The organism is Mesorhizobium sp. RCAM 06353 (assembly GCF_059683585.1).
Genome location: NZ_CM185031.1, coordinates 6,100,138 through 6,123,373, shown reverse-complemented (window position 1 = coordinate 6,123,373; position 23,236 = coordinate 6,100,138). Strand labels below are relative to the sequence as shown.

Sequence of the window (23,236 nt, the reverse complement as noted above, 5' to 3'; positions counted from 1 at the left end):
AAAAGTGGGAACCGGTTTTCGGAAAAGATCATGGTCAACCAAAAAAGACAGAGCCCCATCCCGATTCCATCGGGATGGAACAGGCTCTAGGCCGCGCTTTCGAGTGACCCGAACTGCGCCATCGTCGCCGCGATCTCTTCCTTGATCCAGGCCTTGAAGTCCCGGACCTTGCGACTCTCCGCCTTGGCCGACGAGGTCACCAGCCAATAGCCGAGCCCGCTCTGGGCGCGGATGCCGAACGGCGCCACCAGCCGTCCGTCGGCCAGCGCATCCGCCGTCAGCAACTGCCAACCCAGCATCACGCCATGGCCGGCAATGGCCGATTCCAGGCACAGCATCGGATCGGTGAAGCGCGCGCCTTTCTGGAAGGTGACGGGTGTAACACCGGCCGCCGTGAACCAGCTTTCCCAATTGATCATCGCCCGCTCGTCGGTGATGGCGCAGATCTGGGCAAGGTCCTCGATCGATTGCAGTTTCCTGGCGATATCAGGCGAGCAGACTGGAAAGACTTCCTGCGCCAGGAGCAATTCCGCTCGCCCTTCTGGCCATTTGCCGTCGCCAAGCCGGATGGCGATGTCAACGTCGGAGCGGTCGAGATTGGTGAGCCGCACCGTAGCGTCGATGCGCAGCAGCACATTGGGATGGCGGTCGAAGTGACGCGATAGCCTGGGCAGCAGCCATTTCGAGGCGAAGGCCGGTGCCACCGAAACCACCAACGTGCATTGCGCCGCCTCGTCGGCCAGCGCCACGGCCTGGGCAAGCTCGCGAAATCCGGCACCAAGGCGGGTCGCGAAGACGGCGCCGAATTCGGTCAGCACCAGACCGCTTGCCGTGCGCTCGAACAGCGCCTGGCCGAGCTGCTTTTCGGTGCGGCTTATCTGCTGGCTGACGGCGCTGACGGAAACATTGAGCTCGCCGGCGGCCGCAGCGAGTGATCCGAGACGGGCAACGGTTTCGACGGCGCGAAGGCCGTTGAGGTGGACGCGGTTGAGCATGGCCATTTGAGATTTTCTAAACTGTTCGGTCTGAAATCTCAATTGAAAGACGCACCGAAACGGCAGACTTTGTTGGTGGGAGAAAGACCCGTGGAGCCGGAAATGTTAAGGATGCTGTCATCGCTTAAGGTTCTGTTCGCTGGGGGCACGCCCTATGAGCCGCGCTCTCAGAGCGATACGCAGACATGGCTCACCGATCCGCTTTCGCACCCCGTCCTGAACACCATGTCGGAGCGCGAGCTCGGCGACGTGCCGTTCAGGCTGACGGCGCGGCGGACGGTGCACGAGACCACTTCGTGGCAGGCCGGTTTCGGTGGGCGTTGCTGAGCGGATCCTGCACCCTCCGGCTTAAGGAAAACTCGAGCTGGCGCGACACGCTGTAGGCCTACTGGCCCAACGAAAGGCGATTGTTTCAGCGATCCCTGCATTTATTGTGCGCTGCAATGACATCGGCCTCAACAGCGCTGCGCTTCACCGTCGCCGGCATGATCGCCATGGCCGTCGCCATGGGCATCGGCCGCTTCGTCTACACTCCGATCCTGCCCGGCATGATGGAAGAACTGCACCTGTCGCCGGCCAATGCCGGGTGGATCGCGTCCGCCAACTATCTCGGCTACCTCGTCGGCGCGTTTGTGGCGGCGGGCGGCTGGGCGCATGGCCGCGAGCGCCTGCTGATGCTGGGCGGTCTTGGCGCCAGCACCGTCCTTGCCGCCTTGATGGGACTGTCCGACACCATGGTCGCCTTTCTCGTCATCCGCTTTCTGGCCGGTCTGGCCAGTGCCTTCGTCATGGTTTTCATGGCCAGCATCGTTTTCAGCCATATCAATGCCGCCGGTCGCGGCGACCTGCAGGCCTGGCATTTTGGCGGTGTCGGCCTCGGCATCGCGATCTCCGCGGCGATGATGGCGGTGCTGGTCACCGAGCATGCCGGCTGGGCGGCGGGCTGGCTGTGGTCGGCGGCGATTTCGGCCTGTGGCTTCGTGGTCGTGGCGCTGCTGGCGAACGAAGGCCCGCTCGCCAACGGCCAAGCCGTCCGTGAGCCGGCCCTGCCGAAAGACCGGTCGCTGATGAAGATGATCGTCGCCTACGGGCTGTTCGGCTTTGGCTATGTGGTGACGGCGACATTCCTGGTCGCCATCGTCCGCCAAGGCGGCGGCAGCCGCGTCTTCGAAGCCATGGTGTGGATGGTCGCCGGCCTTGCGGGTTTTCCTTCGACGTGGCTGTGGCAGAAGGTCGCCGGCCGGATCGGGCTCTACGCCGCCTATGCGTTGGGGTGCTTCATCGAAGTCATCGGCGTCACCGCCAGCGTGGCGCTTGGCGGATATTCGGGGCCACTGCTTGGCGGTCTGCTGCTCGGCGGCACCTTCATCGCCATCACCGCGATTGGCCTGCAGGCCGCCCGCCAGCAGGCGTCAAAGGCGCCCCGGCGCATCTTTGCGGTGATGACGGCCTCGTTCGGCCTTGGCCAGATCATCGGCCCGATCGCTGCCGGCCTTCTGGCGCAGGCGTCAGGCAATTTCTTCGTGGCTTCGATCGTCGCAGCGGCCATGCTGGTGGTCTCCGGCGTCATCACATGGTCGGCCGCGCCAAAATCGCCATGATTTGTCGTCTTGCTGGTCGCAGGCATCGGGCAGGCATTTTCTTTCCCCCTAATGTGTGACTTTATGCCCGCCAAACCCCGCTGATTTGCGCCTCGATCAAGGAATTCGCCACAGTGTTCGTATCCTTCTTCCCGCAGCCGAAGCTGTTTTTCTCTTCGGCCGCCCTCTGGAGCCTTGCGGCAATCCTGTTCTGGTTTTTCGGGGGGAGCAACTGGGCGCCGTTTTCGGGATGCCACCGGCGGCGGCCGACGCGCCGCCCATCATCGGCATCGCCATCCTCGTGTCGAAGCCGTTCCTTTGGTTTTATCTCTACTTCGCGTTTTGTGTGCTCGTCTTCTACGCGTTCTGGAGCTGGTACTCACCGCATCCATGGCAACGCTGGTCGATCCTGATGACCGCGGTCATCCTGTTTTTCATCTATTTCAATGTGCAGGTCAGCGTTGCCGTCAACGCCTGGTACGGCCCGTTCTTTGACTATGTGCAAGGCCTGATGTCGGGGACCGGAAAATCGACCAATGGCGAATTCTACACCGGACTGGCTGACTTCTCATGGCTCGCGCTGGTTGGCATGAATGTGCAGGTGGTCAATGCCTTCATCGTCAGCCACTGGATCTTCCGCTGGCGCACGGCGATGAACAACTATTTCATCGAGAACTGGGGCAGGCTGCGGCATATCGAGGGCGCTTCGCAGCGTATCCAGGAAGATACGATGCGGTTCTCGCAGATCATGGAGGATCTAGGCTCCAGCTTCGTCCAGTCGATCATGACCCTGATTGCCTTCCTGCCGGTCATGATCCAGTTGCAGGCCCATATCAGTGAATTGCCGATCATCGGCGCAGTCCCGCAGCCTCTGGTGATTGCAGCGCTTGCCTGGTGCCTGTTCGGAACCATCTCGGTTATGGTTGCCGGCCTGAAACTTCCGGGGCTGCAGTTCCGCAACCAGCGCGTCGAAGCCGCATACCGTAAGGAACTGGTCTATGGCGAGGATCATGCGGACAGGGCGCAGCCGGCCACCACCGCCGAACTGTTCGAGAATGTTCGTCACAACTATTTCAGGCTCTATTTCCACTACATCTATTTCAACGTCGTCCGGTACACCTACCTGCAAGCCGACAACATTTTCTCGCTGCTGATCCTGGGTCCGTCACTGGTGGCGCACAAGATAACGTTCGGCGCGCTGAACCAGATCTCGAACGCCTTCGGCAAGGTGACAGGTTCGCTGCAGTTTCTGCTCACCTCCTGGTCGACCATCGTCGAGCTGCAGTCGGTCCACAAGCGCCTGCGCGCCTTCGAATCGACGCTGCAAGGCGAGCCGCTGCCCGATATCGACCAGCGCTATCTGGCAAGGCAGGGTGCCGAAGATCCGGCCTGAGAAAAACTTGATGTGAACCGGGTTGGCGGCTCAGCCGCCAACCGAAGCCTGCTTCTGGCTTCCATCCTGCCGCGAGATGTAATCGCGAAAGCTGATGCATTCGACATCGGCCTTGACGCAGATCTCGCCGGCAAAGCGCTCCAGCGCGTTCCAGTAGGCGCCGTCATTCATCAGCGCGAAGTGGAAGCCGAGTTCCAGCGGAATGCGCTTGCCCTGATACTGCGCGTCGAAGGCAGCGCGAAACGCCTGATAGGTCCGGTCGGAGAACTCGTCCGCCTTGCTTGGCCGTTCGAAGCCGCCGGAATGCCTGACATAGAGATTGTAATCCATGGCGATCACCGGCCTGGATTTCGGTCCTTCCGGAATCTGCGGCAGTGAAAAGCGTGTGATGCCGCCGACGGTCGGCGGCTGGGCAGGGCCTGGGGAGACGCCGCTTGCGTCGAACTGGTAGCCGGCGGCGGGCAAGGCCTCGTAAAGCGCCTTGCCGGTCGACAGATAGGGAGCGCGAAACCCGACCACCGCATGCCGGGCGAAATCGCGCCAGCCCTGCGGTTCAGGCGCAATGCCGTTGATCGCGTAGGCGTTTTCGAGAATGTGCTCGAACGAGCCGAATTCCGTTAGCCAGTCGGCCTTGCTCCAATCCTTGCCATCGAAATGGCCGCAGGCGTGACTGGCGATGTCGTGGCCCTCATGCGCGGCGAGGCCGATCTGCTCGAGCCGCTCGGCGACTTCCTGTTTTGAGGCGGCAAAGCCGATGTTCGATTTCCCCGCTGTTTTGCCGGGCGCGGTGTATTCCTTGCGTGTCTCCGGCGAGAGCAGGAAGACACAGGAGAGAAAATAGGTGAAATGCGCGCCGGTGCGCTGCGCAAGCGCCCGGCTGCGCTTCCACTGCGAAATGTCGCGCGCACTGTCGAACGAGATGATGACGACCTGTTTCGGCTTTGCCGGCATTGGCGGCGCGGGCGGATCGGCGAGGGCCACGCCGGCGGTGGCCAGCGAGGCGAGCGAAAACGCAGCAACGCGAAACAAACAAGGCATCGGCAAACTTACAGGCTCCTGGCGGTCAGCAAGCCGGCTATCCCCGAAATGTGGCGTGGGTGCGGTTGGCCCTTTCGTCCGTTTGCCCCGGGGCAAACATCGGCTTGACCCCGGGCAAACATCCGTTTGCACCTGGGGATTAGGCGATTTTCCGCTTGAACCCCTTCCATGCCGACAAAATTTCGCTAAAACGCGGGCTCATGAACCGCCCCGGCCCGGGGCAAAAGTGGTTTTGATTGATGTCCGACGACAGTTTTATCCGTGAAGTCAATGAGGAGATGCGTCGCGACCAGGCGCAGAAGCTGTGGGACCGTTTCGGCCCGGCCTTGCTTGTCATTGCGATCCTGGTGGTGCTCGGCACCGCCGCCTTCGTCGGCTACCGCTATTGGGACGAGACGCGCGCCAACCGCTCCGGCGATGCTTTCTCGCAGGCCTTGAAGCTTGCCAACGACGGCAAGAACGACGATGCGCTGGCCGCGCTCGATCAGTTGGAAAAGGATGGCTACGGCGCCTATCCGCTGCTTGCCCGCATGCGTGCCGCCACCGTCAAGGCGAGCAAGGGCGACGCCGATGCCGCCGTCAAGGATTTCGACGATGTCGCCGCCGACACCGCCATTCCCCAGGGCATTCGCGACATGGCGCGGCTGAGGGCAGCGCTCCTGCTCGTCGATCACGGCTCTTTCGCCGATGTGTCCAGCCGCGTCGAGGCGCTGACATCGGACACCAACACGCTGCGCCACACGGCGCGTGAGGCGCTCGGCCTTGCCGCCTGGAAGGAAGGCAAGACCCAGGACGCGCTGAAACTGTTCGACCAGATCGCCGCCGATGACGGTGCCCCGCGCAACACCCGCGAGCGGGCAACGCTGATGTCCGAGCTGATCCGCGGCTCGGGCAATGCCTCGTAAATGCACGTCGCCCAAAAGTGTGCAGCGGTTTTGGGAAAACGACATGCATGATTGTAGGACTGTATGACCTTCAAAGTCGCCATCATCGGCAGACCTAACGTCGGCAAATCGACCCTTTTCAATCGGCTGGTGGGAAGGAAGCTGGCGCTTGTCGACGACACGCCTGGCGTCACCCGCGACCGTCGTGTCCATGCCGCCAAGCTCTACGATCTGCATTTCGATGTCATCGACACCGCCGGTTTCGAGGACGCCGGTGCCTCGACCTTGCCGGGCCGCATGCGCGCCCAGACCGAGATCGCCATCCGCGAAGCCGATCTGATCTTCTTCACCATCGATGCCAAGTCCGGCCTGCTGCCCGACGACAGGACCTTCGCCGAAATCGTGCGCAAATCCGGCAAGCCGGTCGTGCTGGTCGCCAACAAGGCCGAGGCCAAGGGCGCGCAGGGCGGCATGCTGGAGGCCTGGGAGCTTGGGCTGGGCGAGCCGATCCCGGTTTCGGCCGAACATGGCCAGGGCATGCCCGATCTGCGCGACGCGGTCATTGGCGCGCTCGGCGAGGCGCGCGCCTTCGGTGAAGAGGAAGACGGCGAAGACGACGAGATCGCCGCCACCGAGGTGCTGATCGGCGAGGACATCGCCGATCCGGACGCCGAGGATGTGCATACCTACGACGACACCAAGCCGATGCGCATCGCCGTCGTCGGCCGCCCGAACGCCGGCAAGTCGACGCTGATCAACGCGCTGATCGGCGAGGAGCGGCTGCTGACCGGACCGGAAGCCGGCATCACCCGCGATTCGATCTCGGTCGACTGGGACTGGCATGGCCGCCGCCTGAAGCTGTTCGACACGGCCGGCATGCGCCGCAAGGCCAGGATCCACGAGAAGCTGGAAGTGATGTCGGTGCAGGATGGCTTGCGCGCCATCCGTTTCGCTGAGATCGTCGTCATCGTGCTCGACGCCACCATTCCCTTCGAGAAGCAGGATCTGCAGATCGCCGACCTGATCATCCGCGAGGGCAGGGCGCCGGTGATCGCCTTCAACAAATGGGACCTGATCGATCATCCGCAGGAGCTTCTGGCGGAACTGCGTGAGAAGACCGAGCGGCTGTTGCCGCAGGTGCGCGGCATCCAGGCCGTGCCGGTCTCGGCCGAGACCGGACGCGGTCTCGACAAGCTGATGGACGCGGTGCTGAGGACCCACAAGGTGTGGAACAGCCGCGTCTCCACTGGCAAGCTCAACCGCTGGCTCGAAGCCATACTGGCGCATCATCCGCCGCCCGCCGTTGCCGGGCGCCGGCTGAAGGTGAAATACGTCACCCAGGCCAAGACACGCCCGCCGGGTTTTGTTGTCCAGTGCTCGCGGCCGGACGCGATGCCGCAAAGCTACGTCCGCTATCTCTCGAACAGCTTGCGCGAAGCCTTCGACATACCGGGCGTGCCGATCCGCATCGCGCTGCGCACCTCCGACAATCCGTTCGCTGGCCGGGCCAAGAAGCGCAACTGAGTCTCGACGCTCGTCCGATCAGGCGACCGCACGCAAGCCGACGGTCCGCGCCTTGTCCGACAATGCGTGCCGCGCCGCCTCCAGCAATATGTCGGCCAGCCGAGCCGCCACCGGTTCGGGTTCGGCATCCCGGCGATGCAGGAAGAGCGCCATCTTGGGCAGCGCCGGCAGCCCGGCGATCTCAGGCGTCATCGCGCTGACGCTGGCCGGCAGGCCGATGTCGGTGCGGATCGTCAGCCCAAGTCCAGCGGCCACCGCCGCCCAGATGCCGCCAAGGCTCGGGCTGGAGAAGGCCATGCGCCAGGGCAGCCCGGCGCGGTCGAGCGTTTCCGTCGCCACAGTGCGCAACAGGCAGGGCGCTTCGAGCGCCACCAGCGGCAGCGGTTCGCCATCGCGCAGGCTGGTCTCGATGCGCTTGGCCGGGCCAATCCAGCGCATCGGGACATCGGCGACATGCTCGCTGTAGGGCAGGGTCTGGCCGCTATGCCAGGCGAGCGCGATGTCGAGGCTGCCTGACATCACCCTTTCGGCAAGCTCGTGGCTGCGCGCTATCCTGGCCTCGATCTTGACCTTCGGGTGGGCGCGGGCGAAGCGGCCGAGCACATCGGGCAATACAGCCTCGCCGAAATCCTCCTGCAGGCCGAGCCGCACCCAGCCTTCCAGCTCGACATCATGGATGGCCGCTGCCGCCTCGTCATTCAGCTCGAGCAGCCGGCGCGCATAGCCGAGCATGGTCTCACCCGCCTCCGTCAAGGCCAGGCCACGCCCCGCTTTGCGGAAGATCGGCGTCGCCGCCTGTTCCTCCAGTTTCTTCAATTGCGCGCTGACCGCCGAGGTCGACCGGCCAAGCCGGTCGGCGGCCTTGGCAAAGCTGCCAAGCTCCATGCCGGTGACGAAACTGCGCAGAACGTCGAGGTCGAATGTCACGCGTTGCATAGCGACTGTCCTGTTTTTCAGGATGGATAGTCAAAAACTTCCTGATTTTAAGGATGAAGTTACGGCGATAGAGAGATGCCGTCAAGGTCTGGGCCCCCGGACCACCACGGGAATAAGATCATGTCCGCCATCGTCGACTGTGCCGACCAACAGCCAACACAAGTCCTGAAAGACAGGGCTGCCGGTGTTGCCGATAGGGTATTCAGCCCCGGCCATCGCTGGAAGGTCCTGGGCATCGGCGTCGCCGCCAACGCCAGTTTTTCGGCTACCTTCTCCGGCATACCGGCAACGGCGGTGGTGCTTCGTCAGGGCTATCACCTCAGCAATGCCGAGCTTGGCTTGGCTCTCGGCCTTCTCGGCTTGGGCGTTGCGCTCAGCGAGCTGCCCTGGGGCCTGCTCACCGATCGCTGGGGCGACCGCCGCGTGCTTCTGATCGGGCTTGGCGCGACGGCCGCATGGCTCCTTGCCATGGCCATGCTCGTCGTGCCGACAGGGTCAGGCATCCCCGATGTCGTGCTGCTGTCGGCAAGCCTGCTCGTTACGGGACTGCTCGGCGGCAGTGTCAACGGCTCGAGCGGTCGCGCCATCATGGGCTGGTTCCGGGAAAACGAGCGCGGCTTTGCCATGAGCATAAGGCAGACGGCGGTGCCGCTCGGCGGCGGCCTCGGCGCGCTCGTCCTGCCATCGCTTGCGCTCGCCTTTGGCTTTTCCGCGGTGTTCGGGCTGCTGGCGGGCGCCTCCGCTCTTTCCGCCCTGTTTGCCTGGCGTTGGCTGCACGAACCGCCGACGGCGGGTCACGTCGTTTCGCCTGATGGGGCCGGACCGGCGCCGCTGCGCAACATCGAGGTCTGGCGCATCGCAACCGCCATCGGCCTGCTCTGCTTCCCGCAGGTGGCGGTGCTGACTTTCGCGTCGGTGTTCCTGCACGACTTCGCCGGGCTGGGAACGGCGGCGAGCAGCGCGAGTCTCGCCGCAGTGCAGGTCGGCGCCATGGTCATGCGTGTCTGGAGCGGCCGCTTCACCGACCGCCATGGCAATCGCCGCCAGTTTCTGCGCTCATGCAGCGCGCTCAGCGGACTGGCCTTCGCTGTGCTCTGGCTGATGGTCCTGGCCAGCCCCGCCATGCCGGGCGGCCAGTCCTTCCTGATCGCTGTCCTTCCTTTGGTGCTGATTGTCGCGGGTATCTCGGTGTCCGCCTGGCATGGCGTCGCCTATACCGAACTTGCCACGCTTGCCGGCGCCGGCCATGTCGGAACCGCGCTCAGTCTTGCCAACACCTTCGTTTTCGTCGGCTTCTTCCTGGTGCCGGTGGCCATTCCAGGGCTGCTGCACTTCTGGTCATGGTCCGGCGTCTGGCTGTCGGCCGCCATCTGCGCGCTGATCGCGTGGCCGATCTTTCTGCGGCCGGTCGCACCCCGATCAGCTTGAGACAAGTCAAACCAAGGCAGCCAGCGGCATATCCTGGGATGACGGTGCGTGCCTGGACATCGGGAACCGCCGTTTGGCCCAGGCGATGGCAGGTTTTTCCGCCGTTCGATGCAGGATGACCGAAAGGCCAAGGCTCAATATCGCGGCCAAAGTTGTGGCTGCTATTGGACCGTAGTGCTTATCGATCTCGTAATTGTAGGCCAGGTTGAAAATGACGATTTGATGAATCATGTAGAATGCGAAACTGATCTCGCCGCAGAAGATCAACGGGCGGCAAGATAGAACGCGCGTCGCCACGCCGGATTGGTGCGCAAAGACATAGACCAAGGCAGCAAACACCGGATACATCCCGTATTCGCGGTACGCGACAGACGCCATGACCGATGCATGATTGGCGAAGAATTGCGTGATCTCGTCATGCACGCCAGCATAAAGCACCAGGCTGGCGATTGCCGCAATTTGAGCGGACGCCAACCAGCCGGCCGGGATGCGCCGAAGTCTGAACAATTGATAGACGGCTATCCCCGACAGGAATTCCACCATGCGCAGAGGTGGAAAAAGTTGAACGAACGATGAGTCCGTAACGTAGAAATCCAGCCACGGTCGTTCGGAAGAAGGCGGAAATACTGGACCCGGCAAAACCGCAGTGAACGCAAGCAGGCCGAGGACCGCAAGGGTCCAGCCGCAAATCACCAGCATGACCTGGTTTGGCCTCAGGATCAGAATGAACGGCAGGAGAAGGTAGAAGAATAACTCGACCGATATCGACCATGAGACGCCATTGTAGGCGTAGGCCGTGCCGTAGGTCGGAATCCATGAACTCTGGAGCGTGGCCGTTAGATACGCGGTGAGAAGGCTTGCCGGTCCATGAAGTGTCACCAGGGCAAAAAAAGAACACAACATGTGGACAGGCCAGAGCCTGAAAAATCTCTGGAAGACAAAGTGTCTTACATCGCGCCAATCAAAGAAACGCCCTGCGAAACTGTAGGACAACACGAATCCCGACAGGACGAAGAAAAACGAGACGGCGCAGCCGAGATCCATATTCCGGATGGATTGCGACGCATCGATCCCAAACACCTTCAGATGATGGATGAATATCGACAGGGCCGCAAAAGCCCGCAAGGCCGTCAAATTATGAAGCTGGGGGCGTCCGGGCGGCTCTATCGAGTTCACGCCGTTTGCGGTTGTAGTGTCCACGACCGTTGCCTCGTCGCTCGGCTTGCGCGGCCGCTGTTTCGAACAGCTCCATTGTGACGGTTGGAATATGGATATCCGGTTAAGTCCGGTTCTAGGAACGCTGATTGGGGGTATTGCGTCGCCATACCGCCGCAAAACCGCCCGACTTCGAAACCACGACCTTGAGCCGACTGAGAAAACCCGAGCGATCCCGTTAACGTCCCATCAAGGTTAATGCATCATTTTGCTCTCCAGTGGGGTCAGTGGCGTTCCTGGAGAGTGTTCCGTGCATCGACGTGTGTTGAAGCGGCTTGTTGCCGTCGCCGGTGAGAAGAAACGCAGCTTCGTATCTCCGTTCATCATCGGTCTCGGCATCTGGATCGGCTTCCCGACCGTCGCCGCCTACCAGGACATGACCAGCCTCGTTTCCGGCCTTGAATCGCCGACCGCGCGCTGGAATTCCTATGTCGAGAGATCCGTTGCGGGCTCGACCCATGCCGCCGAGATGCCGTTCGTCGATTCCGACGTCACTGGTTCCATTTCCGGATCGGGCATTCACCTGGCGGGCGTCGGCAACGTGTCGTTTCGCGGCAAGGGCGGCAAGGTCAGCGGCTCGCCCGACGAGGATCGCGTGATGCGTGCCGACAAGAAGGGCCGCATCGTCCAGATGTCTCCCGTTGCACCGCCGAAGAACTTCAACGCCGGTTCGATCTTCCAGCGGACCTCTTCCTTGATGCGGCCGACTATGGACGGCGACCTGAAGATGGCCTTCGCCAAGCCTCAGATAAAAGGCAAGGAAATCCAGATCGCCGCCGCATTCCATGCGCGTGAGGACAAGAAGCCGGATCCCGGCGTGCCGACCATGCTTGCCGCCCTGGTCAACAACGACCACCCGGATGTTCTGGCGACGGCCTATGCGCAATCCGAGCCGGACTATGCCAAAGCCTCGCCCTTCGAAGCCCTGCTGCAGGACGAGCAGCCCAACAGCGGCCGCTTCATTCCGCCGATGGCCAAGGGTGACCATTGGTGGATCCAGAACCCGCTGCCAGAGAGTGTCTTCTCCAAAAAGGAACAGGCATGCCTGGCCAACGGCATCTATTTCGAGGCGAGGAGCGAATCCGTGCGCGGCCAGGCTGCCGTTGCCCAGGTCATTCTCAATCGCGTCCGCAATCCGGCCTATCCCAATTCGATCTGCGGCGTCGTCTACCAGAACGACAGCTGGTTCAACCGTTGCCAGTTCTCCTTCGCTTGCGACGGCAGAAAGAAGCGCATCGATAGCCCGGTCGCCTACAAGACCGCGCAGGACATCGCCATGGCCGTCACGGCCGGCAAGATCTTCATCCCGGAGGTCGGGTCGTCGACCCATTATTATGCCCAATATGTCCATCCGGGCTGGGCGCGCACCATGCAAAAGATGACCAAGATCGGCCTGCATATCTTCTACCGCACCTACGGCGGCGGCTGGAGCTGAGGTTCGTTGGCCGCTGGTCTTTTCCATCGGCCACGGGCTCGATCAGCGAGCCATTGCCCGGGGGATTCGCGCAACCTATCCCCATCATCGCGACGGGCACGATGTCGCACCTCTCTAATTGATTGATTTTATTGCCTAAAATACATGACAATGAACTTCCGCCCGTGGCTTGACGGGCGCAACCCCTCTAACTATGTTGCCGGCGACTTTAGAAGCGGACGGACGGTGACGGTCTGACCGGGCAGGGGGGTTGCGATGGCCGACAAGAATGGGCCAGACGGAACCGGAGAAACCGGCCGCGGCAATCAGCATGAAACCGGCATCCGCGACGACGATCTTGAGCGACGTCGGCGTGAACTTGAAGCATCGCTTGCGACAAGGCTGCCGAACCGGTTCGAGGGGAAAGACGACGCGAAAGCGGGCAGTGCGGCCGGATATGGCCAGGCGGTCAAACTCTCCAGTGAATTTATCGCTGGCGTGGTGGTGGGCGCCGGCATCGGCTGGATCATCGACCGGATGGCGGGGACATCGCCGTGGGGTCTGATCGTTTTCCTGCTGCTTGGTTTTGGCGCCGGCGTGCTCAATGTCATGCGTTCCGCGGGCGTTGTGGCAGAATTCGGACAAGGCGATAAATCGCGCTCTGGCCGGGACGACAGCAAATAGCCGCCCTCGTGCGGCAATGGTAATTTGGCCGTACGCGGCATTGACGGGGTTAGAACGTGGCAGCTGACAAGGTCGATCCGATCCACCAGTTCCATATCATCAAGCTGGTTCCGATTAACATCGGCGGCTACGACCTGTCCTTCACAAATTCGGCACTGTTCATGGTCGCGACCGTGGTTGTCGCGGCTGCGTTCCTGTTCCTGACGACGTCGAGCCGCAGCCTGGTTCCCGGACGGCTGCAGTCGATCTCCGAAATGGCCTACGAATTCGTCGGCAACATGTTGCGCGATGCCGCCGGCACGCAGGGCATGAAGTTCTTCCCCTTCGTGTTCTCGCTGTTCATGTTCGTGCTGGTCGCCAACCTGCTCGGCCTGTTCCCTTATTTCTTCACCATCACCAGCCACATCATCGTCACCTTCGGCCTCGCCGCATTGGTGATCGGAACCGTGGTGGTCTATGGCTTCATGAAGCACGGTCTCGGCTTCCTGAAGCTGTTCGTGCCGCATGGCGTGCCGGTGTTCCTGCTGCCGCTGGTGGTGCTGATCGAAGTCATCTCCTTCGTGTCGCGCCCGGTCAGCCTCTCGGTTCGTCTGTTCGCCAACATGCTTGCCGGCCACATCACGCTGAAGGTGTTCTCGGGCTTCGTCGTCAGCCTCTCCGCGCTCGGTGCGGTCGGCGTCGCGGGCTCGATCCTGCCGCTGGCCATGGCGGTGGCGCTGACCGCGCTTGAATTGTTGGTCGCCTTCCTGCAGGCCTACGTCTTCGCGGTGTTGACCTGCATGTATCTCAACGACGCCCTGCATCCCGGGCACTGACCAAGACTTTCCGGCCCAAGAGTTTCCAACATTGGCGTCGGATGGAATACCAACGGAATTTTCAGATCCAAAGGAGTTGAACAAATGGACGCAGAAGCAGCAAAGTACATCGGCGCCGGCATCGCTTGCCTGGGCATGGGTGGCGCGGGCATTGGCCTGGGCAACATCTTCGGCAGCTACCTCTCGGGTGCGCTGCGCAACCCGTCGGCTGCTGACGGCCAGTTCGGCCGCCTGATCTTCGGCTTCGCCGTGACCGAAGCTCTGGGCATCTTCTCGCTTCTCATCGCGCTTCTGGCCCTGTTCGGCTGAGCTTTGGGAAGATTGGACAGGCCGGCCGCGCAAGCGGCGGGCCTGATATCTGGGGATAGTCCATGTTCGTGACATCTGCCTTCGCGCAAGAGTCCGCGCCATCAGCCGATACCAGCCATGCCGCGACCGGAGGCGACACGCACTCCGCCACCGGCGTGCCTGCCGAAGCGCATGGCGCATTTCCGCCGTTCGATCCTGCGACCTTCCCGTCGCAGCTTCTGTGGCTGGCGATCACTTTTGGGCTGTTCTACCTCTTCCTGAAGCGGGTCGTGGTGCCGCGCGTCGGCGGCATCATCGATGTCCGTAACGATCGCATCAGCCAGGATCTCGATCAGGCGAGCAAGCTGAAGGGCGAGGCCGACGCCGCTGTTGCTGCTTACGAGCAGGAACTGGCGGAAGCCAAGAAGAACGCCAATTCGATCGGCCAGCAGGCCGCCGATGCGGCCAAGACGGAAGCCGAGACCGCACGCAAGAAGATCGAGGCGGCGCTCGACGAGAAACTTGGCGAGGCCGAGGCCCGCATTTCTTCCATCAAGGCCAATGCCATGAAGGAAGTCGGCAGCATCGCCGAGGATACCGCTTCGGCAATCGTCGAGGCCCTGGTCGGCGGCAAGGCCAGCAAGGCCGAGATCGCGGCCGCGGTCAAATCCGTGGCCGGGTGAGGAGCGCATCATGGACGCCACATCTCTCGCAACGCTCTGGGCCACGATCGCCCTGATCATCTTCCTGGGCGTCGCCATCTACATCAAGGTCCCTGGCCTGATCGCCAAGGCACTCGACGCCCGCGCCGCCAGGATCAGCAGCGAGCTCGACGAAGCTCGCAAGCTGCGTGACGAGGCCCAGCAATTGCTCGGCCAGTACAAGAAGAAGCGCAAGGAAGCCGAGCAGGAGGCTGCCGACATCGTTGCGGCCGCCAAGCGCGAAGCCGAAATGCTCGCCGCCGACGCGCATAAGAAGTCCGAAGATTACGTCGCTCGGCGCACCGCGCTTGCCGAGCAGAAGATCGGTCAGGCTGAGCGTGACGCGGTCGCCGAAGTCCGTGCTAGCGCCGTCGACATCGCCGTCGAGGCCGCCCGCGCATTGCTTGCCGCCAAGGTGGACGTCAAGGCCGGAGCTGATTTGTTCAAGGCATCGCTTGCGGATGTGAAGGCAAAGCTGAACTGAGCTGACAACATGTGGAAATCAAAAAAGTCGCCCGGGCAACCTGGCGGCTTTTTTGTTGTAGCGCGGATAATCTCCCCCCTCGAGGGGGAGATGTCGCCAAAGGCGACAGAGGGGGTCGGTTCGACCGGGCGCGACGCTCATGAGACGTTGAAAGAAGAGGCTGGCGCTTCACGCGCGGCGACCCCCTCTGGCCTGCCGGCCATCTCCCCCTCGAGGGGGAGATCAGCTATCATCGCCGTTAGCCTAATCCAGCCCCGCAAGACTCTCTTCCTCAACCACCTCAACCCCGCCCAGCCTGAACGGCGCGAACGACACGCGGTGCAGCCGCGCGACCGGGCCATGTGCCTCGATCGCGGTGCGGTGACGGGCGGTGGCGTAACCCATATGGACTTCGAAGCCGTAGCGGTCGTGCTGGTTGCCACAACCGCACATCATGCGATCGCGCATCACTTTGGCAACGATCGAGGCGGCGGCGATCGATTGCGAGCGCTGGTCGCCCTTGATCAATGCGCGGCCGTCGCACGGCAGTCCCGGCGGCACGTCGCGGCCGTCGGCAAGCGCGAGCTTCGGCCGAACCGACAGCCCGACCAAAGCGCGGCGCATCGCCTCGAGGCTCGCCTTGAGGATGTTGCTGCCGTCTATGCCCTCGGCGCTGATCGAGGCCATCGAAACTGCCTGTGCGGAGCCAAGAATGCGCAGGAACAGCGCCTCGCGCTGCAAATGGCTGAGCCTTTTGGAATCGTCGAGGCCTTCGGGGATGTTGGCGGGGTCGAGCACAACAGCTGCGGCGACGACCGGTCCGGCCAGCGGGCCGCGACCGGCCTCGTCCATCCCAGCGACCGGCCACAGCCCGTCGGCCATCGCCTTCGTCTCGAAGGAGAAATCGGGTTTCTCGACGATCTCGAAGAGAAGCGGAGAATCGGAACGCGCGCGAGCCATATTGCGGCGAGGTTCGCATCGGCTCCGATTCTCCGCAAGTCCCTCCGGGTCGGGTGGGGCGCCGGACCGGGAGGGCACCGTCTGCAGGCCGGGGCAGGCCGGACGGGATTTCTTGCCGTGGCAGGTCAAACCGCCACGGCAAAATGCATTTTCAGAGCAGCATCAGCTGTTCCTGGTCTTTTCCAGCCGCGACGAACTGGTCGGTGCGCAGCGTGCGCCGTTCGGCATTGAGTCCGAGCCGCTTGGAGGTGATCTCGAAGCGGCGGCCGATCTGCCAGGCGTAGGGTCCGGCGCCCTTCATGCGCTTGCCCCATTCCGAATCGTAATCCTTGCCGTCGCGCATCGAACGGATCAGCGACATCACATGGCGATAGCGGTCGGGATAGTGGCGCAGCAGCCAGTCCTTGAAGATCGGGCTGACCTCCAGCGGCAGGCGCAGCACGACATAACCCGCCTCGCGTGCGCCGGCTGCGTGCGCCGAATCGAGAATCCGCTCCATTTCCTGGTCGGTGAGGCCAGGGATGATCGGCGCCACCATGACCGAAGCCGGGATGCCGGCATCCGAGAGCTGCCGGATCGCTTCCAGCCGCTTGGTCGGCGTCGACGCACGGGGCTCCATGGTGCGCGCCAGCATGCGGTCCATTGTCGTCACCGACAGCGCCACCTTGGCCAGCCCGCGCTCGGCCATGCGCGACAATATGTCGATGTCGCGCGTCACCAGGGCGGACTTGGTGACGATGCCGACCGGATGGCCGCGCGCTTCCAGCACTTCGAGGATCTCGCGCATGATCCGGTACTGCTTTTCGATCGGCTGGTAGGGATCGGTGTTGGTACCGATGGCAATGGTGCGCGGCTGGTAGCCGTCCTTCGACAGTTCCTTGTCAAGCAGCCGCGCAGCATCCGGCTTGGCGAACAGCTTGGATTCGAAATCCAGGCCCGGCGACAGACCCATGAAGGCGTGCGTCGGCCGCGCGAAGCAATAGACGCAGCCATGTTCGCAGCCGCGATAGGGGTTGATCGACCGGTCGAAGGAGATGTCGGGCGATTCGTTGCGGGTGATGATGGTGCGCGGCTTTTCCACCTGCACCTCGGTCTTGAACGGCGGCAGTTCCTCCAGCGAACTCCAGCCATCGTCGAAGACGTGCCGGCTGACGGATTCGAAGCGGCCGGACGGATTGATGCCCGCCGACCGGCCGCGATTGCGGTCCGGACGGATACGCACGCCACTCTGCTCGATCATCGCATTGGCCATTTCGGCTCGTCCTGCCCCAAAGGCTGCAATGTCGGCACGCACGATCGGTTCCATCTTGGCCCGCTCCCAGGGACTGTCCATGTTGTGTCGAATCGCTCTGTTCATGAAATTATTCCTATTTCGCCGATGAGAACAAAGCAAGAACTTTTTATGCTGCGCCGCAAAAACTGGCGCTGTGCGTGGCTTTCCGCTATTCGGCTAAACATGCTCAGTGTTCTCATCGAAACGCGCAATGACGAGGAGGCTCTCGCCCGCACGCTCGCCTCGCTGATTGGCGGCGCGGTCGAGGGGGTGGTGCGCGAGGTCGTCGTCTGCGATGCCGGTTCCACCGACCAGACGCATCATGTCGCCGAGCATGCCGGCTGCCAGTATGTGGCGAGCGGCGGTATCGCCGCCGGCATAAGGCAGGCCAAGGGTGACTGGCTGCTGCTGCTGGAACCGGGCGCGCGGCTGGTGGAAGGCTGGATCGAAGCGGTCGTCGTCCACACGGGCAGGCAAACCATGGCGGCGCGATTCTCGCGGGCGCGGGGCAGCCGCACGCCGTTCCTGGCTCGGGTGTTTTCCGGAAATCGCGCGCTCGCCGATGGGCTGGTCATCAGCAAGCGGCAGGCCGCGTCCTTGTCGAAGAGTGCCGGCAGCGCCGAGGCTTTGGCGCGCGGCCTGGCGACGAAGAGGCTCGACGCCGAGATCTGGGTGGCGCCGCCGAAGCAGCAGCACCGCTCGCCAAAGTGATTTTTTGCGGCTGCTCTGTTCATTGTGCATTGCACAAAATCTGACGTGGGGTTAGCCTTCTTCTGAAGTGGGTGAATTGGGTTTGGGTCATGCGAGTGGTGAGAACCGATGCGGCATCGGGTGTCACGCTCATAGACGAGGACCTGATGAACCTTTCAACCCCTGACAAATCCGGTGCTGCCAGTCTCGAGGCCATTGCGCGCAATGGCAGCCTGCTGCGGCGCATTGCCGTGCGCATTCCGACCTATCTCACGGACCTTCGCGAAAACCCTGCCTGGCTGCCGATGTTCATGCTGGCGCGCACCATGCCCGGTCGCCGGATGCATTGGCTGGGTGCAAAACGCGCCCGTCTTGCCGACAATGTTGGGGATACAATGTTTTCCGGTGTCGAGCGGGCGGCGGTGGTCGATGCGCTACGTTCCGACGGCCTGTTTTCAGGCCTGGTCCTGCCGCCGGAAATTCATGAGGAGATCGCGCATTTCGCGGGGCGTACGCCTTGCTTCGGCAATTTCGATCGCCGTCTCGAGTTCATGCCGGGCGAGCATGCGCAGGCCGAGAAACGCCTGGGCCGTTCGCTGCTCAGCGGGCACTATTTCGAGCGCATCCTTGATTGCCCTGCGGCACTCGCCATCCAACGCGATCCGCTGCTTCTCGACATTGCCGCGCATTATCTCGGCGGCCAGGCGAAACTGATCACCACGCGCGTCTGGTGGAGCTTTCCGACCGGCGAGGCTTCGGACGCCGACAAGAACCTTGCCTCGCTCGGCAAGTATCATTTCGACCTCGACGATTGGCGCATGCTGAAATTCTTCTTCTACCTCAAGCCTGTCGACGCAGACACAGGTCCGCATGTCTATGTCAGGGGCAGCCATAACAGGCGCGCCATCAAGCATCAGCTGACCCTGCTGGTCGGCCATCCCGCCCAGGATGTGCTGGACGTCTATGGCGAGCAGAGCCCGGTGACGCTGACTGGAGAGGCTGGCCTCGGCTTCGTCGAGGATCCGTTCGGATTCCACATGGGCACCGTGCCGGCGCGCACGCCGCGGCTGATGATGGAAGTCGGCTTCGGTGTTTCGCGCCCTTCGCGGCGGCGCTTTCATGGCGAACCGGTCATCCGGTGATGGCTATTTTCCACGCCGCAGATGCTCGTCCAGGCGCGGCATGATCTCGACGAAGTTGCAGGGCATGTGCCGGTAGTCGAGCTGCGCCTTGAGGATGCCGTCCCAGGCGTCCTTGCAGGCGCCGGGCGAACCCGGCAGCACGAACACGAAAGTGGCGTTGACGACGCCGCCGGTCGCCCGGCTCTGGATCGTCGACGTGCCGATCTTGTCGTAGGAGATGCGGTGGAACACTTCCGAAAAGCCATCCATGCGCTTTTCGAAGATCGGCTCCAGCGCCTCCGGCGTCACGTCACGCCCGGTGAAGCCGGTGCCGCCGGTGGTGATGACGACATCGATACCTTTGTCCCGCGACCACGCCAGGACCGTGTCGCGGATCTTTTCGCGGTCATCGGTGACGATGTCGCGGGCGGCCAGGATGTGGCCGGCCTCGGTGATGCGGTCGGCCAGCGTCTGGCCGGATTTGTCATCGGCAAGGCTGCGCGTGTCCGAAACGGTCAGCACCGCGATGCGCACCGGAATGAAGGAACGGCTCTCGTCAAGTCTGGCCATTTCACTCAGCCTCCGATGACATGCTGCGCGTCGCGGCGACGAACCAGTCGGGCTGGCGACCGCGAATCTCGGCCGCCGCGCGCTTGGCGACATTGCCGGTCTCGAACAGGCCGAAACAGGTCGCGCCCGATCCGGACATGCGTGAAAATCCCGATCCCGCTTTGTTCAGCCACGACAGCGCCCGGCCGATGGCCGGCTGCATCGTAAGGGCTACCGGCTCGAGATCGTTGCGCGTGACCTCGAGCCAGTTGCGCAGGCTGTGAAAATCGATGCGGCGCGGCAGCGGCGGCAAGGGGTCGTTGTCGCGGCGGGAAAGCGTAGCGAACACATCCGCCGTCGAGACCGGCGTCCCTGGATTGACCAGCACCAGTCCCAGCGCCGAAAAATCCGGCACCATCGACAGTTCGTCACCAATGCCGCGCGCCAGCAGAGGCTTTGCCGCTAGGCACATCGGCACATCGGCGCCAAGCGAGAGACCGATCCGCGCCAGCCCGGTGTCATCCGTGTCCAGGCCCCATGTCTGCGCCAGCCCGCGCAACACGGCCGCCGCATCGCTCGACCCACCGCCGACGCCGGAGGCCACCGGCAGGTTCTTTTCGAGTTTTATGGAGACGGGCGGGGCTCGCTCGGGGCCGGCCTCCCTTCGCAAGGCATCGCGCGCCTTGAGCACCAGATTGCTGGCGTCTATGGGAACCGCCGGCGCATAACGACCGGACACGGTAAACTCGTCGCTGTCGGCGAGCGCGATCTCGACCCGGTCGCCAAAACGCGTGAACACCGCCAGGCTTTCGATCAGGTGATAGCCGTCAGGCCGCCGGCCGGTGACATGCAGCGCCAGATTGATCTTGGCATGCGCGTGCCAAGTCCGCGCACCGGCGTCGGTGTCCGCCGCAACTGATGTAAGCGAAATGATGCTCAGTCCTTGGCCAGCCGGTATTCGCCGGTCTTCGGATCCTTCACCAGCGTTCCCATCGCGCCATTGGCCGCCTGCTTTTCGGTGCGCCGCACCTTGGCCGTCACGCGCTCGGCTTCGCGCACGAAGGTGCGGTAGCCGAAATAGGCGGCGACGCCAACGACGGTGAAGAAAATGATCTGCGGCATGCCAAAACTCCTCCCACGCTGGGCCGGCGAAGGCGGCCGGTCGGGTCGGTTAATGCATGTCGCCCAAAACTGTGTTCGGTTTTGGGAAAACGGCACGCATAGGACTACAAGCACTCATGCTAGACGGTTTTGCCGGTTTTTCAAAGCCCGAAGCGAGCCCACAATGCGCGCTCTTCCGCCGCATCGATGACGCCGCTGGCGGCAGCCGCCGCGATATCCGGCGCTGAAAAGCGCTTGCTGGAACCGAACAGGCCGAAGCGGCTGAGGAAACCGCGTGGCGCCGAGACCAATCTCAGCTGTGTTTTCGCCCCGAACCGGGTCTTCAGCACCGTTCGCATGTCGCCGAGCGCATCGACGAGGCCGAGCTCCAGACCCCTTTTGCCGGTCCAGAACAGGCCGGTGAACAGGTCCGGATCGTCCTTCAGCTTCGTGCCGCGCCGCTCCTTGACGAGGTCGATGAAGGTGTCGTGCACCTCGAGTTGCAAAGCCTTCAGCCGCTCGACGTCTTCCTTCTTTTCGGGCTTGAAGGGATCGAGCACCGCCTTGTTCTGGCCGGCGGTGTGGACACGGCGCTCGACACCGATCTTCTTCATCAGCTCCGGGAAACCGAACGAAGCCGAGACCACGCCGATCGAACCGACGATGGAGGACGGATCGGCGAAAATCTCGTCGCCGGCGACCGCGATCATGTAGCCGCCTGAGGCTGCGACGTCCTCGACGAAGACCAGCACCTTCTTGTTCTTTTCGATTGCCAGGTCGCGGATGCGCTTGAAGATCAGCCGCGACTGCACCGGCGAGCCACCGGGCGAATTGATCGAGACGGCGACTGCCGGCGCGTCGAAGGAAAACGCCTTCTCGATGAGGCCGGCGGTGGAGGCCAGCGACAGATTCTGCCGGAACTGGCCGCCCGACATGATCGTGCCATGCAGCCGGATGACCGGAATGGTGACGACGGTGGAGCGCCAGGATTTCGGCAGCAAGCGGTTGAAAAGGCGTTTCACGAGGGCGCGGTCTCCGGTCGATGGGTTGCAGGCATGTAGGGATTTCCCGGCCAACGGCAATGCGGCTGGCCAGGAATAGCTCAATCTCCAAACAGCGAGGCGAGACCGTTGGTGATCATTTCGCTGCGTTCATCAGGGCCGTTGCCCGACTGCGCGTGAAGCATCAAAGGCGGGCGGATGGCGAGTTTTCCACGCGCCCCGAGTGCCGCCCGCACGACGATACGGATCGCCGCAGCGTCGGGGCGAGGGTGGACGGCGAGCATCTCGGCATCGCCGAAACGGCCTGATATCGCGTCGAGAATGGCGCCGAGCTGTTCGGGCCGCGCGATGACGGCCACCCCGCCGCGCGGCCTGACCACCGCCGCCGCACTGCGGATCCAGCTTTCGAACAGGCCGTCCTCCATGACATGGGCTTCCTTTCTCAGCCGCTCCGGCGTGGCGCGGTCCCGGGCGGCGTTGAAAGGCGGGTTCATGATGACGTAGTCGAAGTCATTATCGGCGAGACCAGCCGCAGCCCGGGCTTGGCCCGACACAGCGACATCGGCGACGAGCACCGAGGCGCGATCGCTGAGATGGGCATTGCCGGGATGGGCAAGGGTAGCCGATGCGAAGGCCGCCATTTCCGGCGCACGTTCGACAAGCACGGCCTGGGCAGCCGGACAGCGCGACAGCACCGCCAGGCCGGCAGCGCCGGCTCCGGCGCCAAAATCGGCGAGGCGCCCGCCAAAGCCGGAAGGCACGGCCGCCGCCAGCATCATCGCATCCATGCCGGCGCGGTGGCCGCCATGCTTGGGCTGCACCAGCCAGAACCGGCCGCGATGGAAGGCATCGACCGTATGGGCCGGCGTGTCCGGGGCGAGAGCGGCTGGTGCGGCCGACATTAGTTTGTGCGGATTTCGTTGGCGATGCCGGCATCCCTGAGGATACGCCGCGCGGCATCGGCCTGGTCAGCGTCGACCATGACGCGCTTCTGCAAAAGACCGATCGATCCTTCGAGAATGCTCATATTCTGATCGGCGACAAAGCAGGCGATGCCGGCGTCGCGCATCAGCGATTCGACAAAGGAGATGATCACGGCATCGTTGGTGCGGACAAGTTCTATCATCGTGTGAAACTCGCAGTTTGCGCTATTGATGTAAACGGGCGGGGATTCCGGAGCAGA

The 23,236-nt window shown here is 63.0% G+C and carries 25 protein-coding genes and 1 pseudogene; 14 read left to right on the top strand and 12 right to left on the bottom strand.

What is annotated here, in order from left to right:
* Positions 1 to 86 precede the first annotated feature (86 nt).
* Positions 87 to 1,001: a LysR substrate-binding domain-containing protein gene (locus AC56QX_RS29795; protein ID WP_497112095.1), complete on the bottom strand. Its 915-nt coding sequence runs from the start codon at positions 999 to 1,001 to the stop codon at positions 87 to 89.
* A gap of 96 nt (positions 1,002 to 1,097) precedes the next feature.
* Here AC56QX_RS29795 and AC56QX_RS29790 point away from each other — a divergent pair, with 96 nt between their 5' ends.
* The 3 genes and pseudogenes from AC56QX_RS29790 (at position 1,098) to sbmA (ending at position 3,968) form a co-directional block, all read left to right on the top strand.
* Entirely contained in the window at positions 1,098 to 1,322 is a 225-nt protein-coding gene (locus AC56QX_RS29790) for a hypothetical protein (RefSeq protein WP_475451903.1), read from the top strand.
* 116 nt (positions 1,323 to 1,438) lie between these two features.
* The gene (locus AC56QX_RS29785; RefSeq protein WP_497112094.1) at positions 1,439 to 2,596 is read left to right on the top strand and encodes a YbfB/YjiJ family MFS transporter; all 1,158 of its coding nucleotides are present in this window, start codon (positions 1,439 to 1,441) and stop codon (positions 2,594 to 2,596) included.
* A 113-nt stretch (positions 2,597 to 2,709) separates the two neighbouring features.
* Positions 2,710 to 3,968: pseudogene (gene sbmA, locus AC56QX_RS29780) on the top strand (peptide antibiotic transporter SbmA).
* 30 nt (positions 3,969 to 3,998) lie between these two features.
* Here the strand turns inward: sbmA and AC56QX_RS29775 are convergent.
* Positions 3,999 to 5,006, bottom strand: a complete 1,008-nt coding sequence (locus AC56QX_RS29775) for a polysaccharide deacetylase family protein (RefSeq protein ID WP_497112093.1) — start codon at positions 5,004 to 5,006, stop codon at positions 3,999 to 4,001.
* Positions 5,007 to 5,245: 239 nt separating this feature from the next.
* Here AC56QX_RS29775 and AC56QX_RS29770 point away from each other — a divergent pair, with 239 nt between their 5' ends.
* Together AC56QX_RS29770 and der are read left to right on the top strand one after the other, a co-directional pair.
* Positions 5,246 to 5,911, top strand: coding sequence for a tetratricopeptide repeat protein (locus AC56QX_RS29770; protein ID WP_497112092.1), 666 nt, complete (start codon positions 5,246 to 5,248; stop codon positions 5,909 to 5,911).
* 63 nt (positions 5,912 to 5,974) lie between these two features.
* Positions 5,975 to 7,414, top strand: coding sequence for a ribosome biogenesis GTPase Der (gene der / locus AC56QX_RS29765; RefSeq protein ID WP_497112090.1), 1,440 nt, complete (start codon positions 5,975 to 5,977; stop codon positions 7,412 to 7,414).
* A gap of 18 nt (positions 7,415 to 7,432) precedes the next feature.
* Here the strand turns inward: der and AC56QX_RS29760 are convergent, their stop codons facing one another.
* The gene (locus AC56QX_RS29760; protein WP_497112089.1) at positions 7,433 to 8,350 is read right to left on the bottom strand and encodes a LysR substrate-binding domain-containing protein; all 918 of its coding nucleotides are present in this window, start codon (positions 8,348 to 8,350) and stop codon (positions 7,433 to 7,435) included.
* Positions 8,351 to 8,470: 120 nt separating this feature from the next.
* Between AC56QX_RS29760 and AC56QX_RS29755 the strand changes: the two genes are divergently transcribed.
* Positions 8,471 to 9,778: an MFS transporter gene (locus tag AC56QX_RS29755; RefSeq protein ID WP_497112088.1), complete on the top strand. Its 1,308-nt coding sequence runs from the start codon at positions 8,471 to 8,473 to the stop codon at positions 9,776 to 9,778.
* Positions 9,779 to 9,784: 6 nt separating this feature from the next.
* Here AC56QX_RS29755 and AC56QX_RS29750 read toward each other — a convergent pair whose 3' ends face one another.
* Positions 9,785 to 10,978: an acyltransferase family protein gene (locus AC56QX_RS29750; RefSeq protein WP_497112087.1), complete on the bottom strand. Its 1,194-nt coding sequence runs from the start codon at positions 10,976 to 10,978 to the stop codon at positions 9,785 to 9,787.
* Positions 10,979 to 11,243: 265 nt separating this feature from the next.
* On the opposite strand from AC56QX_RS29750, the gene AC56QX_RS29745 reads away from it, so the two are divergent.
* The 6 genes from AC56QX_RS29745 to AC56QX_RS29720 all read left to right on the top strand — a co-directional run bounded on the left by AC56QX_RS29745 (position 11,244) and on the right by AC56QX_RS29720 (position 15,379).
* Positions 11,244 to 12,428: a cell wall hydrolase gene (locus AC56QX_RS29745; protein ID WP_497112086.1), complete on the top strand. Its 1,185-nt coding sequence runs from the start codon at positions 11,244 to 11,246 to the stop codon at positions 12,426 to 12,428.
* Between the two features lie 255 nt (positions 12,429 to 12,683).
* Positions 12,684 to 13,091 carry an AtpZ/AtpI family protein gene (locus AC56QX_RS29740; protein ID WP_497112084.1) on the top strand — a complete coding sequence of 136 codons (408 nt, stop codon included), beginning with the start codon at positions 12,684 to 12,686 and terminating at the stop codon, positions 13,089 to 13,091.
* Positions 13,092 to 13,147: 56 nt separating this feature from the next.
* Positions 13,148 to 13,906, top strand: coding sequence for a F0F1 ATP synthase subunit A (locus AC56QX_RS29735; protein ID WP_477438188.1), 759 nt, complete (start codon positions 13,148 to 13,150; stop codon positions 13,904 to 13,906).
* 84 nt (positions 13,907 to 13,990) lie between these two features.
* Positions 13,991 to 14,215 (top strand): F0F1 ATP synthase subunit C, encoded by a 225-nt coding sequence (locus AC56QX_RS29730; protein ID WP_013896722.1) that lies wholly within the window; start codon positions 13,991 to 13,993, stop codon positions 14,213 to 14,215.
* 62 nt (positions 14,216 to 14,277) lie between these two features.
* The gene (locus AC56QX_RS29725; protein ID WP_497112082.1) at positions 14,278 to 14,877 is read left to right on the top strand and encodes a F0F1 ATP synthase subunit B; all 600 of its coding nucleotides are present in this window, start codon (positions 14,278 to 14,280) and stop codon (positions 14,875 to 14,877) included.
* A gap of 10 nt (positions 14,878 to 14,887) precedes the next feature.
* Positions 14,888 to 15,379 (top strand): F0F1 ATP synthase subunit B, encoded by a 492-nt coding sequence (locus AC56QX_RS29720; protein ID WP_172351428.1) that lies wholly within the window; start codon positions 14,888 to 14,890, stop codon positions 15,377 to 15,379.
* Between the two features lie 243 nt (positions 15,380 to 15,622).
* Here AC56QX_RS29720 and rnhB read toward each other — a convergent pair whose 3' ends face one another.
* Both rnhB and AC56QX_RS29710 read right to left on the bottom strand, forming a co-directional pair.
* A complete protein-coding gene (gene rnhB, locus AC56QX_RS29715; RefSeq protein ID WP_497112081.1) occupies positions 15,623 to 16,318 on the bottom strand; it encodes a ribonuclease HII in 696 nt (231 codons plus the stop codon).
* A 151-nt stretch (positions 16,319 to 16,469) separates the two neighbouring features.
* Complete coding sequence (locus AC56QX_RS29710; protein WP_497117966.1) at positions 16,470 to 17,624, bottom strand: PA0069 family radical SAM protein; 1,155 nt, start codon at positions 17,622 to 17,624, stop codon at positions 16,470 to 16,472.
* A gap of 150 nt (positions 17,625 to 17,774) precedes the next feature.
* Between AC56QX_RS29710 and AC56QX_RS29705 the strand changes: the two genes are divergently transcribed.
* Both AC56QX_RS29705 and AC56QX_RS29700 read left to right on the top strand, forming a co-directional pair.
* Positions 17,775 to 18,302: a glycosyltransferase gene (locus AC56QX_RS29705; protein WP_475451888.1), complete on the top strand. Its 528-nt coding sequence runs from the start codon at positions 17,775 to 17,777 to the stop codon at positions 18,300 to 18,302.
* A 146-nt stretch (positions 18,303 to 18,448) separates the two neighbouring features.
* On the top strand, positions 18,449 to 19,423 hold the full coding sequence (locus AC56QX_RS29700) for a hypothetical protein (RefSeq protein WP_497117965.1): 975 nt from the start codon (positions 18,449 to 18,451) through the stop codon (positions 19,421 to 19,423).
* A gap of 3 nt (positions 19,424 to 19,426) precedes the next feature.
* On the opposite strand, the gene moaB is transcribed toward AC56QX_RS29700, so the two are convergent.
* The 6 genes from moaB to AC56QX_RS29670 form a co-directional block, all read right to left on the bottom strand.
* Positions 19,427 to 19,972, bottom strand: coding sequence for a molybdenum cofactor biosynthesis protein B (gene moaB / locus AC56QX_RS29695; RefSeq protein WP_497112079.1), 546 nt, complete (start codon positions 19,970 to 19,972; stop codon positions 19,427 to 19,429).
* Between the two features lies 1 nt (position 19,973).
* A complete protein-coding gene (locus AC56QX_RS29690; RefSeq protein WP_497117963.1) occupies positions 19,974 to 20,882 on the bottom strand; it encodes a 4-(cytidine 5'-diphospho)-2-C-methyl-D-erythritol kinase in 909 nt (302 codons plus the stop codon).
* Positions 20,883 to 20,887: 5 nt separating this feature from the next.
* Positions 20,888 to 21,073, bottom strand: coding sequence for a membrane protein (locus AC56QX_RS29685; protein ID WP_013896713.1), 186 nt, complete (start codon positions 21,071 to 21,073; stop codon positions 20,888 to 20,890).
* A 140-nt stretch (positions 21,074 to 21,213) separates the two neighbouring features.
* Positions 21,214 to 22,074 carry a S49 family peptidase gene (locus tag AC56QX_RS29680; protein WP_497112077.1) on the bottom strand — a complete coding sequence of 287 codons (861 nt, stop codon included), beginning with the start codon at positions 22,072 to 22,074 and terminating at the stop codon, positions 21,214 to 21,216.
* 80 nt (positions 22,075 to 22,154) lie between these two features.
* On the bottom strand, positions 22,155 to 22,955 hold the full coding sequence (locus AC56QX_RS29675; protein ID WP_497112076.1) for a tRNA1(Val) (adenine(37)-N6)-methyltransferase: 801 nt from the start codon (positions 22,953 to 22,955) through the stop codon (positions 22,155 to 22,157).
* Positions 22,955 to 23,179 carry a putative signal transducing protein gene (locus AC56QX_RS29670; protein WP_497112075.1) on the bottom strand — a complete coding sequence of 75 codons (225 nt, stop codon included), beginning with the start codon at positions 23,177 to 23,179 and terminating at the stop codon, positions 22,955 to 22,957. The genes AC56QX_RS29675 and AC56QX_RS29670 overlap by 1 nt, the downstream gene beginning before the upstream one ends.
* Positions 23,180 to 23,236 lie beyond the last annotated feature (57 nt).

Excerpts from the sequence above, each read along its gene's own strand:
- AC56QX_RS29670 (WP_497112075.1), bottom strand. The coding sequence starts at position 23,179 with ATGATAGAACTTGTCCGCACCAACGATGCCGTGATCATCTCCTTTGTC.
- AC56QX_RS29795 (WP_497112095.1), bottom strand. The coding sequence starts at position 1,001 with ATGGCCATGCTCAACCGCGTCCACCTCAACGGCCTTCGCGCCGTCGAA.
- AC56QX_RS29740 (WP_497112084.1), top strand. The coding sequence starts at position 12,684 with ATGGCCGACAAGAATGGGCCAGACGGAACCGGAGAAACCGGCCGCGGC.
- AC56QX_RS29730 (WP_013896722.1), top strand. The coding sequence starts at position 13,991 with ATGGACGCAGAAGCAGCAAAGTACATCGGCGCCGGCATCGCTTGCCTG.
- AC56QX_RS29755 (WP_497112088.1), top strand. The coding sequence starts at position 8,471 with ATGTCCGCCATCGTCGACTGTGCCGACCAACAGCCAACACAAGTCCTG.
- AC56QX_RS29705 (WP_475451888.1), top strand. The coding sequence starts at position 17,775 with ATGCTCAGTGTTCTCATCGAAACGCGCAATGACGAGGAGGCTCTCGCC.
- AC56QX_RS29720 (WP_172351428.1), top strand. The coding sequence starts at position 14,888 with ATGGACGCCACATCTCTCGCAACGCTCTGGGCCACGATCGCCCTGATC.
- AC56QX_RS29725 (WP_497112082.1), top strand. The coding sequence starts at position 14,278 with ATGTTCGTGACATCTGCCTTCGCGCAAGAGTCCGCGCCATCAGCCGAT.
- rnhB (WP_497112081.1), bottom strand. The coding sequence starts at position 16,318 with ATGGCTCGCGCGCGTTCCGATTCTCCGCTTCTCTTCGAGATCGTCGAG.
- AC56QX_RS29685 (WP_013896713.1), bottom strand. The coding sequence starts at position 21,073 with ATGCCGCAGATCATTTTCTTCACCGTCGTTGGCGTCGCCGCCTATTTC.
- AC56QX_RS29790 (WP_475451903.1), top strand. The coding sequence starts at position 1,098 with ATGTTAAGGATGCTGTCATCGCTTAAGGTTCTGTTCGCTGGGGGCACG.
- AC56QX_RS29785 (WP_497112094.1), top strand. The coding sequence starts at position 1,439 with ATGACATCGGCCTCAACAGCGCTGCGCTTCACCGTCGCCGGCATGATC.
- AC56QX_RS29700 (WP_497117965.1), top strand. The coding sequence starts at position 18,449 with ATGAACCTTTCAACCCCTGACAAATCCGGTGCTGCCAGTCTCGAGGCC.
- moaB (WP_497112079.1), bottom strand. The coding sequence starts at position 19,972 with ATGGCCAGACTTGACGAGAGCCGTTCCTTCATTCCGGTGCGCATCGCG.
- der (WP_497112090.1), top strand. The coding sequence starts at position 5,975 with ATGACCTTCAAAGTCGCCATCATCGGCAGACCTAACGTCGGCAAATCG.
- AC56QX_RS29675 (WP_497112076.1), bottom strand. The coding sequence starts at position 22,955 with ATGTCGGCCGCACCAGCCGCTCTCGCCCCGGACACGCCGGCCCATACG.
- AC56QX_RS29710 (WP_497117966.1), bottom strand. The coding sequence starts at position 17,624 with ATGGAACCGATCGTGCGTGCCGACATTGCAGCCTTTGGGGCAGGACGA.
- AC56QX_RS29760 (WP_497112089.1), bottom strand. The coding sequence starts at position 8,350 with ATGCAACGCGTGACATTCGACCTCGACGTTCTGCGCAGTTTCGTCACC.
- AC56QX_RS29770 (WP_497112092.1), top strand. The coding sequence starts at position 5,246 with ATGTCCGACGACAGTTTTATCCGTGAAGTCAATGAGGAGATGCGTCGC.
- AC56QX_RS29775 (WP_497112093.1), bottom strand. The coding sequence starts at position 5,006 with ATGCCTTGTTTGTTTCGCGTTGCTGCGTTTTCGCTCGCCTCGCTGGCC.